The following is a 16,207-nucleotide window of genomic DNA, read 5'->3' as shown; positions in this document are numbered from 1 at the left end:
CTACTTTATCCCAGCCGCTTTTTTCATTGTTTGTTTTCCTCTGACCATACTCGAAAAATAAAGGCTGACGCTAATGCCAACAAGGGAAATCATGATTAATGTCCAGCCTAATTGTTCAAAATGAGAACCTGCAATTTCCTCACCAAACAGCATGCCAAGCACGGCAGATGACAGAATGGAACCAAGGTACCTGCATGTTTGAAAAAGCCCAGAGGTCGTGCCAATCATTTGTTGAGGGCTCGCTTTTAACATCGCAGCTTGAAGCGCAACATTTCCAATCCCGTAACTGAGTCCAAGCAAAGCAAGAACCAGTCCTTTCCCCCAGAATGGCGCAGGTATAAAAAAGAAAGTCATTGCGGAAGCACCGGCCAGCATCAGCACAGCACTTGCCAAAACAGGATGCCGTTCATCGCCGCGATCTACCCACTTGCCAGTCAGCGGCGAGACCATTATGCTCACGCCAGACATGCAAAGCATAAAGAGACCTGTCATCTCCACACGCCAGCCCAATTCATCCTGAAAATAACTTGGCAAGCCAAAAAAGAGACAATAGAAGAAAATATTCAAAATGATAAATTGCACATACACAAGCGAAAGCCGTTTCTCCTGCCTGAACATCCGAATTTGGATAAATGGCTCATCCACCTGATATTCCCACCATATAAAAGCACCCGCACTCACAAGACAGAGAATGCCCTGTACATACTGAATACCATCAGATAGTGATAATAAAAAAGAAAGCAAAAGGACAATACAAACTGTAAATAGAAACATCCCTGGCAAATCAAGCTTTCGGACAGTGTCTCCGATACGCAATTTTTTCTTCTTCTCCTTAGGAAACAAGGAAAGGCCTAGAAAAAAACTGATCAATATGAATGGCAGATTCACTAAAAAGATCGCCGGCCAGCTGCCGATCGTCATCAAAAACCCGCCAAGTGTCGGCCCGAGTGCTGTCATCGCTGAAGCAAAGATGGACAATACCGCTAAAGCAGAAGCTTGTCGTTCCTTCACATGATCCCGAATCAGTCCAACACCTGAAGGATAGATCGCACTGCTTCCAATCGCCTGAAGAAGCCGGATCACAATCAGCACCGCAAAAGTCGGGGCAAACGGCGCACAAATGGCCGAGACTGCCACTAGAACTAGTCCAAATAAAAATAAGGTTCTTCGGCTCATCACATGATCTCCAATTCGTCCACTCACCGGCTGCGTGACCGCGCTGGCCAAATAAAAGGTTGAAATGAGCCAAGATACCGTCGTAAACGACAAACCGAACTCATGCTGAATTTGATGCAAGGCTAAAGAAATCATTGAGGAATTCAATGGATTTAACATCGTTCCAAAAGCAATCGCCGTTAAAAAGACTTTTCGGTTGTTTTTCCATTTGATCATACACCCGCCCCCTTCTTTTGACATACACGTTCTTTGTCTATCTCCTCGTTATTATGAGATTCATTTCCCTTTTTTACCCTGATCAATTCAAGTTCTCTCTCCGAAAAGCAAGACATACATTTTAAAAAGGGCAAGTGTTGGAAAAGCGCATATAAAATTGAGAATATGAGGAACAAATGGTAAGATGCTACACATATTGAAAAGCCTACTTTCTCCTTATACGGAGAACGGCTGAAAAGGAGGAGAAGCTTATTATTAAAAAAAGACGGTTTTGGGTCCCAGCCCTTTTCTCGGTTGCAGTATTACTTCTGTCTTCGTGTGGTTCAAATGAAACAAATGGGAACGGAGATAAACGTAATTCTACAGCGAAAGGGTCGCCGATTTTGGAGGATGGGAAATTTATTTTTGCAGCATCAGGTGAATTCCACCCATTCAGTTACATGGATGGAAACCAGATGTCCGGCTTTGATATTGATGTCGGCAATGCGATTAGTGACAAGATGGGCCTAGAGCCTGTACAGAAAAAATATAAATTCGCAGGCATCGTCGAAGGCGTCAAAGCAGGTAAATTTGATGCCGCCGTTGCAAGTCATACCATCAACGAGGAACGAAAAAAACACGTCCTTTTTTCTCAACCGTATTACTACTCCGGTCCGCAAATCTTCACAAGACCCGGCGCAGATATTCACAGTGCAGATGACTTAAAAAACAAAGAAATCGCTGTCTCTAAAGGTTCGTCTTATGCGGATATTGCCAAAGAACATAGCGGTCAGGAACCGAAATATTACGACAGTGATGTTGTCGCTTTAGAAGCACTAGCCAATGGCAAACACGATGCGGTCGTCACTGATTTTGCCACAGGGGCAGAAGCCATGAAGAAAAAACTAAAAATTGAAGCACAAGAAAGACTCGGGCAAAGTGAGCAAGCAATTGCTGTCTCTAAAGACAATAAAGAGCTCATAAAAGAAATCAACGATGCGATTGATGCACTCAAAAAAGACGGAACATTAAGACAAATTAGCGAAAAGTATTTTGACGAAGATATTACCGTCAAACAGGATTAAAACCACGATTGTGCGCCTTTCTCTAGGCGCACTTTCTTCAAATGGAGATGATTGTTTTGCCTACCTTATCACATTTTTTTCAAACGCTGATTGATTCTAGAGGCGTTTTCTTAGAAGGAATGCTGCTCACCTTACAACTCACTGTCATCAGTATTTTCATCGGCATGTTCATCGGGCTTTTCTTTGCCTTACTAAAAATATCCCGCGTGGCCGTTTTCGGTTATATCGCAAATGCCTATATCTTCCTTGTACGCGGGACACCACTCATTGTGCAGATTTTTATCCTGTATTTTGGGCTTACAGAATTAAATATACCCGACTTTTGGGCAGCCTCTATTGCGCTTGCCTTCCATAACGGTGCCTATATAGCAGAAATATTCAGAGGGGCGATTCAATCAATCGATCAAGGTCAAAAAGAAGCAGGACGTTCTCTTGGCATGGGGCGATTTCTAACCATGAGACGTATCATTCTCCCGCAAGCGATGCGGCGTGCCCTCCCCCCTCTCGGCAATCAGTTTATTATCGGTTTAAAAGATTCATCACTTGCTGCCTTCATCAGCGTCAATGAACTCTTTAACATAGCCACCACTCAAGGCTCCAACAGTTTTGACAACATGACGTACTTACTTGTCGTGGCTGTCTATTACTTAGTTCTTGTCCTGCTGTTAACATTCGCTGTGCAAACAGTTGAGAAGAAACTATCAGTCAGTGATCATTAGGAGGAGAAGCATGACAGAATCAAAAGAGATCATTCGTGTTGAAAAACTGAATAAATACTTTGGAGAGCTGCATGTCTTAAAAGATATCGACCTCACTGTATATGAAAATGATGTCGTCGTCTTAATTGGTGCAAGCGGCTCTGGGAAAAGCACCTTACTCCGTTGTATGAATTTTTTAGAAATAAAAAGTGACGGTCAGATCATCATTGATGGCAGTCCCGTTCATCCAAAACGAGATCAATTAAACGAAATGAGGCAGAAAATAGGCATGGTGTTTCAGCATTTTAATCTCTTCCCGCACAAAACCGTGCTTGAAAACATCATCGAAGCACCGGTCATGGTGAAAAAAACAAAGAAAGCACAAGCGATAACTGAAGCCAATGTCTTATTAGAGAAAGTCGGACTAGCGGATAAAGCAAAAGTGTACCCTTCAAAGCTATCAGGCGGTCAAAAACAGCGCGTTGCCATCGCACGAGCTCTTGCCATGAAGCCCGATGTCATGTTATTTGACGAGCCTACTTCTGCGCTGGACCCAGAGCTTGTAGGCGAAGTGCTGCATACCATGAAAAGTCTTGCCAAAGAAGGCATGACAATGGTCATCGTCACTCATGAAATGGGCTTCGCAAAAGAAGTAGCTGACCGAGTTGTTTATATGCATGAAGGACGAATTGTCGAACAAGGTACCCCATCAGAATTATTTGATTCCCCTCAAGAGGAGCGAACCAAATTGTTTCTCAGTTCGATTTTATAGGTCAAATGCCCTTTATTTTTCGTCGTTCATACACGTTTATTCTCATTTTTTACGAACTTTTCATCCATTTATATTGATAATGACCAAAAAACCATGTTAGATAAACTTACACGAATATGTTATATATGACTTTTCTCTCTATAATGAAGAATTAAGAAATCTATTAATTCTGAATGATTCGGGGGAATGCAGCATGCAAATGGGTGATACAGTATTTATGTTCTTCTGCGCACTACTCGTGTGGTTAATGACACCGGGTTTAGCCTTATTCTACGGAGGACTTGTGAGAAGTAAAAACGTGTTAAGTACGACAATGCACAGCTTAACCTCACTAGCCATTGTCTCTATCGTCTGGATCGTGTTTGGCTATTCACTGGCCTTTGCGCCAGGCAATGCATGGATCGGAGGCTTTGACTGGGTTGGACTAAAAGGCGTTGGCTTTGAACCTGGTTCATATAGTGATACGATTCCACATTCATTGTTCATGATGTTCCAAATGACCTTTGCTGTCCTCACAACAGCCATTATCTCTGGTGCCTTCGCTGAACGTATTCGTTACTCAGCGGTGGTCGTGTTTACACTCCTTTGGGTCACATTTGTATACGCTCCAGTCGCACACTGGGTATGGGGTGGCGGCTGGATTGGCGAAATGGGAGCACTTGACTTCGCCGGTGGAAACGTCGTCCATATTTCATCCGGTGTGGCTGGTCTAGTCGTAGCCATTGTTCTCGGGAAGCGAAAAGAAGCGACAAGTTCTTCTCCGCATAACTTGATCTACACACTTCTTGGCGGAGCTGTGATTTGGTTTGGCTGGTTTGGGTTTAACGTAGGAAGTGCCCTCACATTAGACAGTGTGGCCATGTATGCCTTTATTAACACCAATACAGCAGCTGCTGCAGGAATCATCGGCTGGCTGTTAGTCGAATGGATGATCAACAAAAAACCAACGATGCTAGGTGCAATCTCTGGAGCCATTGCAGGTCTAGTAGCGATTACACCTGCCGCAGGTTTTGTCACACCATTTGCTTCGATTATCATCGGAATCATCGGCGGAATCGTTTGTTTCTGGGGTGTCTATTCACTTAAAGCCAAGTTCGGCTATGATGACGCACTGGATGCATTCGGTCTGCACGGAATCGGCGGTACGTGGGGAGGCATTGCTACAGGCCTTTTCGCCACTACATCTGTTAATGATGGCGGAGCCAACGGCTTATTTTACGGCGATCCAAGCTTACTTTGGAAACAAGTTGTCGCCATCGTGGCCACATACGTCTTTGTTGCAGTTGTCACATACGTGATCATCAAAGTCGTCAACATCTTCTTCAAGATTCGCGCAACTGAAGAAGAAGAATCAGTCGGTCTTGATTTAACGATGCATGGCGAAAAAGCATATCAAGATTAAAGAAAAAGGGGTGTCTCTATGAGCAAAATGTATAAAGTGGAGATTGTCACACGTCCAGCTAATTTTGAAACATTAAAGGTGGAGCTTGGAAAGATTGGTGTCACCTCGATTACCTTTTCCAATGTGCACGGCTGCGGATTACAAAAGGGACATACGGAACTATACCGTGGCGTCAAAAAGGAAAGCAATGTGTACGAACGTTTAAAGATCGAAATCGTCTTAAGCAAAGTACCTGTTGAACAGGTCGTGGAAACAGCACAGAAAGTACTGCGTACAGGCGAACCAGGGGATGGGAAGATTTTTATATATGAGATAGAAAATACAATCAACATTCGGACAGGTGAAGAAGGACCTGCCGCCCTATAGCATCCCTCCGCCATATGGCGGAGGTTTTTTTAAAGACAGAAAAAAACCTCTGTGCATTTATCTACACAGAGGACATGACATTAAGATTGTTTTGTTTCTTCTGACTGACTGCGGTCTTTAGAGGAATCAGAAGACTTTTCTTGATCAGAGGATTTCCCCTTCTCATCAGACTTATCTTCAGATTTTTCTTCAGCCGGCTCTTTTGCCTTATCGTCAGCAGCAGGTTCCTTCGTTTTTTCATCAACTTTTGGCTGAGCAGGTTCTTTTGCTTCTTCCGTCACTTCTTGCGCTGCTTTTTCAATGGAAGAAACAGGCTTATCAATGAAGCTAAGTGGATTAAGCGCTAAACCTTCCATACGAATTTCAAAGTGAACATGGTTGCCGCTTTCAGCACCATATAGATTCTTACCAGAAGCACCGATGACATCATTCTGCTTTACTTCATCGCCTTCTTTTACACTCACTTGAGACAACGATTGATACACAGTAGACAATCCATCTTCATGTTCAATTTCAACAACGTGACCGAGAACTGGATCTTTTTTCGCCTGAACGACTGTTCCACTAAGAGCAGCTGTGACATCAAACACTTTGCCATCTTTATCTGCAAGATCAATACCTTTGCTTAAGGTATAGGTGTTATTATAGTTTACAAGTGCTGCTTCTTTTTCTTTTTGATCAGCATCTGCTTCATAGAACTTTTTCACGACAGAAACATTCTCAGAATTCTGGACCGGCATAGCGACATTTTCAATTGGCTTTCCAACTTCAACGGCATCATCACGCTGTTCTTGTCCTGTTTGATTTCCATCAGATAGTTGGTCTTTCACATCTTTCGATACAGCTTGATACCAAAGAACGGCTGTTAACACGACCGCTGCGCTGACCAAGTAAATAGCAGGGAATACCCAGCGCTTACGGAAAAATTGCTGAACTTTTGTGATTTTGGAAGTACGTTTCTTTTCTTCCTCTCTCATTTTTCATCACCTCAGCAACATTCTGAACACTTTTCAAAAAATATATACACACGAAATCATTTTTCTTTTTATTTTGCGCAATCGCATCAATAATATGTATGATGAATGAAAAAAGATGGGGGTACATATGGTGAAAACTTTCAACCGCATGGCAACAGAAGATGACCTCAAAGAGATCGTCGATATCTACAATTCAACGATTGCTTCAAGAGAAGTAACGGCCGATACAGAACCTGTTACAGTAGAAGACCGCCGTCAGTGGTTTTTGAATCATTCAGAGAAACGTCCTCTCTATGTGAAAACAGATGAGGAAGGAAATATCTACGGCTGGCTCAGTTTTGAAACGTTTTACGGCAGACCTGCATACAACGGTACTGTTGAAATGAGTATTTATTTGAACCAAAACTATCGAGGAAAAGGTTTAGGGTCATTGTTCTTACAAGAGGCGCTTGAATTGGCACCCTCATTAGGCATCCGAACGTTACTTGCCTTTATTTTCGGCCACAACGAAGCCAGCATCAAATTATTTAAGAAGCACGGCTTTGAGACTTGGGGACATTTGCCACGCATCGCAGAAATGGACGGCAATCGGTACGACTTAGATATTTTAGGAAAAGAGTTATAAACGGAGCGTCTCTTGAAGAAAGAGACGCTTTTTTATGAAGCATGCACCAACTGCTCAAATTGCTTCGCATTTTGAAGTGATTTTCTTTTCAGAATGATACCATGTTCATCAATCAGAAGCGCTTGCGGAACAACTGTTACTCCATACAACTCCATAATTTGTGATGAGCGCATATAAACAGCTTGCTCCGGCAGCAATTGAAGAATCGAGGCATCATCGGCTTGTTCATCTCCATTTATAACAATCACATGAGCATCATCATGTGAAGTTTGAGGCTGCACATCAGACAAAATACTTTTACAAGTCATACAAGTAGAATTCACAAATAACAGCATCACAGCTCGCCCATTTTGCAAATACTCCTTCAAGATCACCTTTTCACCTACATGCGAATAACTGCGAAATAACGGAGCCGGGTCACCAATATCCGCTTCCTTCAATTCAATTCCATCAAGGGACTTTATTTTATTCATAAATCTCCCGATAAAACGGGCAAGCAAAAACACGACAGCCAGCTGGGCAATGACAATTAATAACACAATGATTAATAAAATATCTGTCATTTCATTTTATCTCCTTCTATAATTGATCCATCTGCAATCTGGAATGAGTCGATCCACTTTCGCTTTAATAGCACAATTTCTTGGCTGACCGCTATGATAAAACAGACAGCCGCTGCAATGAGAAAACAAATCATTTTCAACCGCAATGAAATCATTTCAACACCAGGATGTACATAGAATAACCCTGCCACAAGAGTAAGCATCAGCAGATTGCGAATCACAATCCCCCAATGCAGGCGGTCGTTTTCCAGTAACCCTCCACAACCGCACGAAATATCACGATGCCCCCTAATTAAATTGAACGTAACCGCTCCAGTATAAATACATAACAGGGCTGTAAGGCCAATTGCAGGCAGGACAGACATGTTCCATATAAACAAATGAACCGTACAAACCAATTCAATCAACAAAAACAAATAAAACATAGGTGCCGCAAAAGAAGGCGGCAACAACCGATAAGCATTGATCTGCTGAACATGTGCCTTCTGTTTCCTTGCTTTATCGAGCCATGCACCCGCAAAAATGATTCCTAGTAAATAGACGCCTATGAAATAAAAGACACCCACCTTACACCATCTCCTTTTGTTGAAATAGTTGAGATTGTGCCTCGTAAAGCCTTCTGTACTCTCCGTGCAACGCCATCAGTTCATCATGGTTGCCCTCTTCAATAAAAGCACCATCTTTCATGACGATGATACGGTCTGCTAAGCGGGCCGCTCCCATACGATGTGTAATAAACAAAACCCCTTGATCCTGCGTATGATCGAATAACTTTCGAATGAGCGAGATCTCCGACAGCGGATCGAGAGCAGAGGTCGGTTCATCTAAAATAATAAAATCACTTTCTCTAAAGAAGGTTCTCGCCATCGCAAGCTTTTGCCATTGTCCGCCAGACAATTCATGTCCCTCTTCAAAAAAGCGACCTAGCTGCGCATCATATGTGTCTTCCATTTGATTAATTCTTTTCTCTATACCTGCTTGGCGGGCGGCTGAAATCAACCGCTCTTCCTCTTCTATATCATCAATACGGCCAAACCCTATGTTTTCTCTCACAGTGAATTCGTACTTCATAAAATCTTGAAAAAGAACAGCCATTCTCGCATGATAGGTCTTTTTATGGATGGTGGAAATATCCTCTCCATTGACTTTGTGCATATTCTGTTGATCTGGATCATATAAGCCGGTTAAACATTTGATTAAAGTGGTTTTACCGGACCCATTATCTCCTACTAATGCAATTCGTTCACCTTTATTCATATGAAAATGAATATGCTCAATCGCTGGTTTTTTCATATTCGGATAAGTAAAAGAGAGATTGTCTAATGTAATGGACTGGATATGCTCAATTCCCTGAAGCGACGCTGCCTCTTCCGTCTGTTCATGCATTTCCTCTTCTCTCTTTTGAAAAGCTCTCATTTCATCAACATATAGGCTCGTTTCATATAAACTAGAACATTCCCTCGTTAAATCTTGAAACCCACTTTGAATGTTTTGTACAGCTTGTAGCACTGCAACAAACGTACCCGCTGCTAATTTTTTTTGAAAAATAAGAAAGACAATCAATAAACCACAGCACACATAGGCCAATGTCATGAGCAACCCGCCTGCCATCTCCCAGCGCACTTGGCGTTTCAGCAAATTATATTTTTCATCTGCACTTTTAACGTAGTGACCTCTCCACTTTTGAAGAAGATAATTCCCTATTCCATATAAACGAACTTCCTTTAAAGAATCTCGCTGCGCGACGAGATCAGATACATACATTTCTCTTCGATCATTAGCCGTTAACAAACGATTTAATCGATAACGTGCGCCTCCAAAGAAAAGTTCAATCCATAATACAGGCAAGGTAAACAAGAACAATATGACCGCTAAGCCCCAATGAATACCGATCATATAAATAAGAAGTGATACAACAGTAATCAACGCGCTCATCATTGTAAAAATACTTCTCACCATACTGAGAACATGCTGATGACTGTTCATCACACGTTGACTTTCATTGTAAAAGGACGGGTGCTCAAACGTAATAAACGGCAGTCTTATCGCTTTTTGAAGCAATTCACCTTTCAAATGCAGACCAATCAGATTTGTTGCTTTCTGTTGACTAAGCTGAAGAATGAATTGAAGCCCATATCCTAAAATCACAATGACCATTTGCAGTCCAAATAACCACAAAACCTTTTGGATGTCACCTGAAGACGTCATAAATAAAATAATTTCATTAATCAAAGTTTGAATAATCCAGACACTAGCCAAAGGCATAAAACCAACGATCACTTGAATGAACAAAGTTAAAAGAAGATAAGAACGACTTTTTTTCCAAGTATAGGAGATTGCATATAAACAATGGTTCACTGTACTCATGAGATGCTCCACCTTACACCATTTAGTATAATTGACATATTTTTGATATTTGTAATATGATAGCTTTGCGTAACTTCACTTTGAGAGGACGATATACGATGAATTCAATTTTTCTTATACAGCTCGCTCTTATGATTTGCAGTCTTCTATTAACGGCTGGAATTATCATCTATTTAAAACAACAGATGCAGCTTATCATCTTACCTATAGAACACGTGGGGCAGAAACTTGCGCATCCACTTCTCGATCAGCCATCACCCATTCACATGAATGATCTGCTGCAAACAAATCGTACACAACAATTACTGATCTTCACTGACACAGCATGTCCGCACTGCATTCCATCACTCGAACAATTCCTAGAAACAAAAAAGCAGCGTAAACTAAACGTTTCATTGAGTATTTTGTTGAAAAACGGGCAAAAAAAGGACCAAGAATTATATCGTGATAACGAAACAAACTTGCGAATTATTCCGGTAGACGAACAATTGATAAACGCATTCCAAATTCAGGAGTTTCCGTTCTACATCATGGTAGAAGACAATGATACCATCTCATATGCAGCACCTTTTCCAGACGGTCTTTATTCAAGACTAGCTGCAAACTAAAGATAAATGAGGCATGTGAAGAGCATCAAACACATGCCTCATTTTTTATTATTGTGAATTTGGCTGAACATCCTTCCCTTTTTCCTCTGCAGCGATTTCATTAGCTTCGCTTGAAGCGGATGTTTGTTCCTCAGCTTGTTCAAACTCACTGCGAGCTTCATTTGAAATGTCAACTTGATCACCGTGCTGATTCACAGTAACAGAAGAAGACCCCTCTTTTTGAACCTCTTTCTCTAGTTCCTTTAATTTAGAAACATGAAGCTCTAAATCTTTTCCTTGCTGAACTAAAGTCAGTTGTTGAAATAACGCCTTTCTCTCTTCTGGAGAATGGTCGCCTTGAACAATTTGCGCTGCTTGGGTCAAAAAAGAATTTGATGTATGGCCTGCTTGACGCTTATTTGACGTCTGCATAGCATTTGTTACTAATGAAATTGGAGTTATGCTCATGCGTTCACACCCTAATAAATAAGATACTTAGATTTAGCAGCCACATTTAACGCGTTCTTGGCTAGTACAAATCTCACCTGTGTCACGATCCACATAGTAACGGAAAGTTCCAACGCCTTGAAGGAAACAAGTTGGTGCTGATTGGCAAGAAGTGACCAATCTTTGCAAAATACATCTAGCAGCTGCAGGTTGAACATTGGTCATTTTGTTTAAAATTCGATCTAACATATGAATTCCACCTTCCAATTTTTATGGTAATACAATACAATAATAACCAATTAATAGACAACTAACAACATATTTTGATAAATTTTCTAATTACTTCAAACTACTTTTCTCATTTATGACAAAATTTATCGATTAGAATTGTAGTAATTGCTACTTTTTTCTTATTCAAAAATAATTTATTTATCCATAAAAAGTAAATGAAAGATAGAAAAAAGGTCAATTCACTCTTCCTAAAGTACTACTTGCTCAAGTATGATATAGAGTGAATACATAAAGGAGTGAACACAATTGCAACAAACTGAGAAAATCATTCAATCTCTTCATTCAATAACAAAGTGGGGAAAGGTTGGGAGCATCTTTCTCTATATTTCAGGTGGTCTATCCATCCTCAGTGGGTTTTGGCTTGTTCTTCCTGCTGCCATTGGCGTTTTTCTGATTATGATGGGAATACATGTCCAAAAATCCGTGAAAGCAGCTGAACAATTGATTCAAGCGCCTGATACTTCTTACGAAGAATTATTGGAACAATATGCTAAGATGATGAAAATGCAAACACTGTTTGCGATTTCAAGTATCGCCGCCGTTATTCTCTCATTCATCGCGATTGTTTTAATGTTTATACTAGGTGGACTAGCCTTTCTCCAAGAACTCCCTACCGATGTCCAACAGTACGAAGATTATTACGAAGAAGAACTTGGTGACTTTTATTAATAGAAAGGGGTATCAATGAAATAGGATACCCCTTTTTTATTTGAGTTGGCATAGACTTGATACTAAACTTGACAATCAGCCTTTATCATTTTAAAATACAAATCGTAATCATTACGAAATAAAGGAGGATTATAGCAATTATGCGCGTGAAAATCACCTTAGCCTGTACTGAAACAGGTGACAGAAACTATATCACTACAAAAAATAAACGAACGAACCCAGACCGATTGGAGTTAAAAAAATATTCTCCACGATTAAAGAAATACACCCTTCATCGGGAAACAAAATAATTTTTAAGATTTAAATCGTAATCATTACTATATAAGTGAGGCGGCATACAAAATGAGCATGTTCAAAAGGACTAAAACAAATGGATAAAAGAATACCTGTCACAGTTCTAAGCGGCTTTTTAGGAGCTGGAAAAACCACGATATTAAATCATGTTCTTCAGAATCGTAAAGGGCTAAAAGTAGCTGTTATTGTCAATGACATGAGTGAAATAAACATTGATGCGGAATTAGTTAAGCAAGGCGGCGAACTCTCTCGATCAGATGAGAAACTGGTTGAACTATCTAATGGTTGTATTTGTTGCACATTGAGAGAAGATTTATTAATTGAAGTAGAACGCCTTTGTAAGGCTGGGAATATCGATTATATTGTCATTGAATCTACAGGTATTAGTGAACCAATTCCTGTCGCTCAAACTTTCTCTTACATTGATGAAGAAATGGGCATAGATTTGACACGTTTTTGCAGATTAGACACGATGGTAACGGTGGTAGATGCAAACCGTTTCTGGACAGATTTCCAGTCAGGAGAAAGTTTATTGGATCGTAAAGAAGCAGTTTCAGATGATGATGAACGAGAGATTTCCGATTTGCTTATTGATCAAATTGAATTTTGTGATGTGCTCATTATCAATAAATGTGATCTTGTATCAGCATCAGAACTAGATCGGCTTGAGAATGTGCTAACCAAACTTCAACCAGAAGCAACCATTATTAGAACCTCTAAAGGTAATGTACAGCCTAGTGATATTTTGAATACTGGTTTATTCAATTTTGAAAAATCTAGTGCTTCTGCGGGCTGGATCAAAGAAATTAATGCTGGACACTCTCAGCATACGCCTGAAACAGAAGAATACCAAATCTCATCTTTTGTTTATGAAAGAAGGCTTCCTTTTCATACTGGCAGACTGAATGCTTGGTTAGATCAAATGCCAGAGCAAATCGTTCGAGCGAAAGGATTTACATGGCTAGCGACACATCATGATTTAACCATTTTAATTTCACAAGCCGGAAAATCTGTGGCAATTGAACCAATCGCATACTGGATTGCTGCCTTGCCTGAGCAAGAACGATCACGGATCTTAAATCAGGAACCAGACATTCTAGATGAGTGGGATGCAGAGTTTGGTGATCGACATACAAAACTTGTCTTTATCGGTGTAGATTTACCTAAAGCAGATATTATTCGTACACTAGATCAATGCTTACTTACACCTGAAGAATTTGATCAAGATTGGACAACGTTTGAAGACCCCTTTCAATGGAACATACACACTTAAACCAGGAGGGTTTTAAATGGCAAAGAAATCAAAAATAGCAAAAGAAAAAAAGCGGCAGCAGCTCGTTTTGAAATATGCACAATTAAGGAAAGAGCTAAAAGAAAAAGGTGACTATGAAGCTTTGCAGAAACTACCTAGAGACTCTTCACCCACTCGCTTAAAAAACCGCTGTGAATTAACTGGCCGTCCTAGAGGTTACTTGAGAAAATTTAAAATGTCTCGAATTGCTTTTCGTGAGCTTGCCTATAAAGGACAGATTCCAGGAGTGAAAAAATCGAGTTGGTAAAGATTGATTTGATCTTAGCATAGTTCCTGTCAATGTAAAGCAGGACAAAATGAATAAAAACCTCTTTTTCATCCTTACTCCGTCAATTTTGAGGTGCAAAATAGCATTTTAAAAAACAGCAGAATCTCTGCTGTTTTTTTATAGGACCGAGCTTATAGGAAAGATTATCCTGATGTTAAAAGAAGATTTTCAAAAGTGATTATAGCATTTTCTCTTCTTTTCAAAAATCGATGATCATGATACTTTGTTGTCATTACCCGCCGATGTAGGACATCTCAACTTTTTTCTGATCTTTCTTTTGCTCTCTCTCAGCTGAATATTGATCCTGTCTGTTTGACCAAAGTTCCTTCAATATGTTCACTAGGTATTCATCATTTTCTGAATTACGGATGAATCGTCTCAGATCAAAACCCGATGATGCAAAAAGACAGGTGAATAATTCGCCACGTGCAGATAGTCTAGCTCTATTACACGATCCACAAAAAGCATCTGAAACGGAAGAAATAATGCCAATCTCTCCTGACCCATCCTCATAAAAATAACGCTTGGCTACTTCCCCTTGATATCGAGGAGGTTCTGGTTTGATAGGGTATTTTGAATGAATTAGCTCCATAATCTCTTTTTTCGTCAATACATGCTTGAGATTCCATTTGTTCGTATTGCCAACATCCATGAATTCAATAAATCGTAGAATGTGTCCTTCTTTTTTAAAATAGGCTGCCATTGGTAAGATATCTTGATCATTCACACCTTTTTGGACAACCATATTGATCTTAATAGCAAGTCCAGCTTTTTTTGCAGCCTCTATCCCATCAAATACTTTTTGGATAGAAATGTGTCTTCCATTCATCTGCTTAAAACGATCTGGATTTAAAGAATCTAAACTAATGGTGACTCTATTCAGACCTGCTTTCTTTAGCTTATCTGCGTACAAAGGTAACAGCGTTCCATTGGTTGTCATCGCGATGTCTTCAATACCTGGAATTTTTGCCAGTTTTTCTATTAAAACTGGCAAATCTTTACGCATTAAAGGTTCACCGCCTGTAATACGTAATTTCACCACACCTAATTCCTTTGCAAAAAGCGCAGCAAGTCGTTCAATTTCTTCGAAGCTAAGCAGCTCTTCTTTATCTAAAAAAGGATAATCTGGTCCAAAGATTTCAGCAGGCATACAGTACGTACATCTAAAATTACAGCGATCTGTTACGGATATTCTTAAATCGCGCAATGGTCGATGTCTTTTATCCAAAATACTGACCATACTTAGCCTCCTATTCTGTAATACGCTGATGATGAGTATAGATATTAAAAGATTCTCCTCTTACGAATCCAACTGTTGTTATATTTAATTCTTCTGCCATTTTAAGTGCTAACTCAGTAGGAGCTGATTTTGATATGACGATTGATACTCCTAATTTTGCTGCCTTCAACAGAACTTCAGATGATATCCGGCCGCTAAACACAAGGATTTTATCTCTCAGTGGGATTTTATGAAGTAAACAATATCCATAGATTTTATCCAACGCATTATGCCGTCCTATATCCGTCCTAGTGATGAATAGCTTTTCTGTATCACACAGTCCAGCATTATGGACACCACCAGTATGTTGAAATAACTGACTTTCCTCCTGTAAACATTTCATTAAATGAATACAAGTTTCAGCAGAAATACGGATTCGGTCAATGGCTGTTTTTGCCGTCTTCACATCTTGGAGAAAATAAAAATGCCTTCCTTTCCCACAGCAAGATCCGATCACTCGTTTTGTAAAATCTGAGGATTGGAACTGAGTTGTGTGATGTAAGTCAACATATGCAAAACCCATACTTTCATCTATTGTAAACCTTTTAATCTCTTTTTCAAATCGAATGACTCCTTCTGAAGCTAAAAAACCGATCACCAATTCTTTCAAATGATCCGGTGAACAAACGAGTGTGACAAACTCTTCACCATTCACCAGCACGGTTAAAGGGAATTCTTCTACAACTTCATCTGTTTTACATGTCATTTGACCTTTGCGATATTGGTGTATGCGTCGTTTCGTTTTAACAGAAGGATTCATGATCTGATCTTCCTTTCAACACAAATTTAGTTATATGAACCAGACGAATTGTGATATTATTTTAAAAAGTCATA

At 40.1% G+C, this 16,207-nt stretch carries 20 protein-coding genes; 11 read left to right on the top strand and 9 right to left on the bottom strand.

The features are described 5' to 3' along the window. Positions 1-1,392: an MFS transporter gene (locus MHH23_RS03590; RefSeq protein ID WP_035389771.1), complete on the bottom strand. Its 1,392-nt coding sequence runs from the start codon at positions 1,390-1,392 to the stop codon at positions 1-3. Between the two features lie 218 nt (positions 1,393-1,610). Between MHH23_RS03590 and MHH23_RS03585 the strand changes: the two genes are divergently transcribed. From MHH23_RS03585 to MHH23_RS03565, 5 genes are all read left to right on the top strand, one after another. Further along, positions 1,611-2,456 (top strand): transporter substrate-binding domain-containing protein, encoded by an 846-nt coding sequence (locus tag MHH23_RS03585; RefSeq protein WP_234805312.1) that lies wholly within the window; start codon positions 1,611-1,613, stop codon positions 2,454-2,456. A 41-nt stretch (positions 2,457-2,497) separates the two neighbouring features. Further along, positions 2,498-3,175, top strand: a complete 678-nt coding sequence (locus MHH23_RS03580; RefSeq protein ID WP_007497584.1) for an amino acid ABC transporter permease — start codon at positions 2,498-2,500, stop codon at positions 3,173-3,175. A 10-nt stretch (positions 3,176-3,185) separates the two neighbouring features. Further along, positions 3,186-3,926: an amino acid ABC transporter ATP-binding protein gene (locus MHH23_RS03575; RefSeq protein ID WP_340958909.1), complete on the top strand. Its 741-nt coding sequence runs from the start codon at positions 3,186-3,188 to the stop codon at positions 3,924-3,926. Positions 3,927-4,119: 193 nt separating this feature from the next. Then, on the top strand, positions 4,120-5,328 hold the full coding sequence (locus tag MHH23_RS03570; protein WP_268372865.1) for an ammonium transporter: 1,209 nt from the start codon (positions 4,120-4,122) through the stop codon (positions 5,326-5,328). Between the two features lie 18 nt (positions 5,329-5,346). Beyond that, positions 5,347-5,694: a P-II family nitrogen regulator gene (locus MHH23_RS03565; RefSeq protein ID WP_007497589.1), complete on the top strand. Its 348-nt coding sequence runs from the start codon at positions 5,347-5,349 to the stop codon at positions 5,692-5,694. A gap of 80 nt (positions 5,695-5,774) precedes the next feature. Here the strand turns inward: MHH23_RS03565 and MHH23_RS03560 are convergent, their stop codons facing one another. Next, entirely contained in the window at positions 5,775-6,671 is an 897-nt protein-coding gene (locus MHH23_RS03560; RefSeq protein ID WP_039165313.1) for a peptidoglycan DD-metalloendopeptidase family protein, read from the bottom strand. 127 nt (positions 6,672-6,798) lie between these two features. Here MHH23_RS03560 and MHH23_RS03555 point away from each other — a divergent pair, with 127 nt between their 5' ends. Further along, the gene (locus MHH23_RS03555) at positions 6,799-7,296 is read left to right on the top strand and encodes a GNAT family N-acetyltransferase (protein ID WP_008343345.1); all 498 of its coding nucleotides are present in this window, start codon (positions 6,799-6,801) and stop codon (positions 7,294-7,296) included. Positions 7,297-7,328: 32 nt separating this feature from the next. Here MHH23_RS03555 and MHH23_RS03550 read toward each other — a convergent pair whose 3' ends face one another. From MHH23_RS03550 to MHH23_RS03540, 3 genes are read right to left on the bottom strand one after another with little or no spacing between them, the layout of a single operon-like run. Then, positions 7,329-7,859, bottom strand: a complete 531-nt coding sequence (locus MHH23_RS03550) for a TlpA family protein disulfide reductase (protein WP_268430468.1) — start codon at positions 7,857-7,859, stop codon at positions 7,329-7,331. Beyond that, entirely contained in the window at positions 7,856-8,425 is a 570-nt protein-coding gene (locus MHH23_RS03545) for a MauE/DoxX family redox-associated membrane protein (RefSeq protein ID WP_268430466.1), read from the bottom strand. Before MHH23_RS03545 ends, MHH23_RS03550 begins: the two co-directional genes overlap by 4 nt. A gap of 1 nt (position 8,426) precedes the next feature. Beyond that, the gene (locus MHH23_RS03540; RefSeq protein WP_268430464.1) at positions 8,427-10,226 is read right to left on the bottom strand and encodes an ABC transporter ATP-binding protein; all 1,800 of its coding nucleotides are present in this window, start codon (positions 10,224-10,226) and stop codon (positions 8,427-8,429) included. Positions 10,227-10,324: 98 nt separating this feature from the next. On the opposite strand from MHH23_RS03540, the gene MHH23_RS03535 reads away from it, so the two are divergent. Beyond that, positions 10,325-10,834 carry a thiol:disulfide interchange protein gene (locus tag MHH23_RS03535; protein ID WP_047945741.1) on the top strand — a complete coding sequence of 170 codons (510 nt, stop codon included), beginning with the start codon at positions 10,325-10,327 and terminating at the stop codon, positions 10,832-10,834. A 48-nt stretch (positions 10,835-10,882) separates the two neighbouring features. On the opposite strand, the gene MHH23_RS03530 is transcribed toward MHH23_RS03535, so the two are convergent. Together MHH23_RS03530 and MHH23_RS03525 are read right to left on the bottom strand one after the other, a co-directional pair. Beyond that, positions 10,883-11,281, bottom strand: a complete 399-nt coding sequence (locus MHH23_RS03530) for a hypothetical protein (protein WP_007497596.1) — start codon at positions 11,279-11,281, stop codon at positions 10,883-10,885. A 33-nt stretch (positions 11,282-11,314) separates the two neighbouring features. Continuing rightward, entirely contained in the window at positions 11,315-11,509 is a 195-nt protein-coding gene (locus tag MHH23_RS03525; protein ID WP_072367358.1) for a hypothetical protein, read from the bottom strand. Between the two features lie 288 nt (positions 11,510-11,797). On the opposite strand from MHH23_RS03525, the gene MHH23_RS03520 reads away from it, so the two are divergent. The 4 genes from MHH23_RS03520 to rpsN all read left to right on the top strand — a co-directional run bounded on the left by MHH23_RS03520 (position 11,798) and on the right by rpsN (position 14,073). Further along, on the top strand, positions 11,798-12,220 hold the full coding sequence (locus MHH23_RS03520) for a DUF5362 family protein (protein WP_007497598.1): 423 nt from the start codon (positions 11,798-11,800) through the stop codon (positions 12,218-12,220). Between the two features lie 140 nt (positions 12,221-12,360). Beyond that, on the top strand, positions 12,361-12,510 hold the full coding sequence (gene rpmG, locus MHH23_RS03515) for a 50S ribosomal protein L33 (RefSeq protein ID WP_003214771.1): 150 nt from the start codon (positions 12,361-12,363) through the stop codon (positions 12,508-12,510). Between the two features lie 80 nt (positions 12,511-12,590). Further along, the gene (locus tag MHH23_RS03510; protein ID WP_024718745.1) at positions 12,591-13,787 is read left to right on the top strand and encodes a GTP-binding protein; all 1,197 of its coding nucleotides are present in this window, start codon (positions 12,591-12,593) and stop codon (positions 13,785-13,787) included. A 16-nt stretch (positions 13,788-13,803) separates the two neighbouring features. Next, a complete protein-coding gene (gene rpsN, locus MHH23_RS03505) occupies positions 13,804-14,073 on the top strand; it encodes a 30S ribosomal protein S14 (RefSeq protein WP_008343369.1) in 270 nt (89 codons plus the stop codon). 253 nt (positions 14,074-14,326) lie between these two features. Here rpsN and moaA read toward each other — a convergent pair whose 3' ends face one another. After that, on the bottom strand, positions 14,327-15,334 hold the full coding sequence (moaA, locus tag MHH23_RS03500) for a GTP 3',8-cyclase MoaA (protein WP_017360030.1): 1,008 nt from the start codon (positions 15,332-15,334) through the stop codon (positions 14,327-14,329). 10 nt (positions 15,335-15,344) lie between these two features. Further along, on the bottom strand, positions 15,345-16,133 hold the full coding sequence (gene fdhD, locus MHH23_RS03495) for a formate dehydrogenase accessory sulfurtransferase FdhD (RefSeq protein WP_178929805.1): 789 nt from the start codon (positions 16,131-16,133) through the stop codon (positions 15,345-15,347). Positions 16,134-16,207: the final 74 nt, after the last annotated feature.

Origin of the sequence: Bacillus sp. FSL K6-3458, from assembly GCF_038005045.1 — a bacterium.
GTDB classification, from domain to species: domain Bacteria; phylum Bacillota; class Bacilli; order Bacillales; family Bacillaceae; genus Bacillus; species Bacillus altitudinis.
The sequence above is the reverse complement of the archived record's forward strand: the minus strand, read 5'-3'. Positions and strand labels throughout refer to the sequence as shown.

What these genes read in the sequence shown, in the direction of transcription:
- rpmG (WP_003214771.1), top strand. Translation starts at nt 12,361, where the DNA reads ATGCGCGTGAAAATCACCTTAGCCTGTACTGAAACAGGTGACAGAAAC.
- MHH23_RS03510 (WP_024718745.1), top strand. Translation starts at nt 12,591, where the DNA reads ATGGATAAAAGAATACCTGTCACAGTTCTAAGCGGCTTTTTAGGAGCT.
- MHH23_RS03535 (WP_047945741.1), top strand. Translation starts at nt 10,325, where the DNA reads ATGAATTCAATTTTTCTTATACAGCTCGCTCTTATGATTTGCAGTCTT.
- fdhD (WP_178929805.1), bottom strand. Translation starts at nt 16,133, where the DNA reads ATGAATCCTTCTGTTAAAACGAAACGACGCATACACCAATATCGCAAA.
- MHH23_RS03540 (WP_268430464.1), bottom strand. Translation starts at nt 10,226, where the DNA reads ATGAGTACAGTGAACCATTGTTTATATGCAATCTCCTATACTTGGAAA.
- MHH23_RS03530 (WP_007497596.1), bottom strand. Translation starts at nt 11,281, where the DNA reads ATGAGCATAACTCCAATTTCATTAGTAACAAATGCTATGCAGACGTCA.
- moaA (WP_017360030.1), bottom strand. Translation starts at nt 15,334, where the DNA reads ATGGTCAGTATTTTGGATAAAAGACATCGACCATTGCGCGATTTAAGA.
- MHH23_RS03565 (WP_007497589.1), top strand. Translation starts at nt 5,347, where the DNA reads ATGAGCAAAATGTATAAAGTGGAGATTGTCACACGTCCAGCTAATTTT.
- MHH23_RS03525 (WP_072367358.1), bottom strand. Translation starts at nt 11,509, where the DNA reads ATGTTAGATCGAATTTTAAACAAAATGACCAATGTTCAACCTGCAGCT.
- MHH23_RS03560 (WP_039165313.1), bottom strand. Translation starts at nt 6,671, where the DNA reads ATGAGAGAGGAAGAAAAGAAACGTACTTCCAAAATCACAAAAGTTCAG.
- rpsN (WP_008343369.1), top strand. Translation starts at nt 13,804, where the DNA reads ATGGCAAAGAAATCAAAAATAGCAAAAGAAAAAAAGCGGCAGCAGCTC.
- MHH23_RS03570 (WP_268372865.1), top strand. Translation starts at nt 4,120, where the DNA reads ATGCAAATGGGTGATACAGTATTTATGTTCTTCTGCGCACTACTCGTG.
- MHH23_RS03575 (WP_340958909.1), top strand. Translation starts at nt 3,186, where the DNA reads ATGACAGAATCAAAAGAGATCATTCGTGTTGAAAAACTGAATAAATAC.
- MHH23_RS03555 (WP_008343345.1), top strand. Translation starts at nt 6,799, where the DNA reads ATGGTGAAAACTTTCAACCGCATGGCAACAGAAGATGACCTCAAAGAG.
- MHH23_RS03590 (WP_035389771.1), bottom strand. Translation starts at nt 1,392, where the DNA reads ATGATCAAATGGAAAAACAACCGAAAAGTCTTTTTAACGGCGATTGCT.
- MHH23_RS03580 (WP_007497584.1), top strand. Translation starts at nt 2,498, where the DNA reads ATGGAGATGATTGTTTTGCCTACCTTATCACATTTTTTTCAAACGCTG.
- MHH23_RS03550 (WP_268430468.1), bottom strand. Translation starts at nt 7,859, where the DNA reads ATGACAGATATTTTATTAATCATTGTGTTATTAATTGTCATTGCCCAG.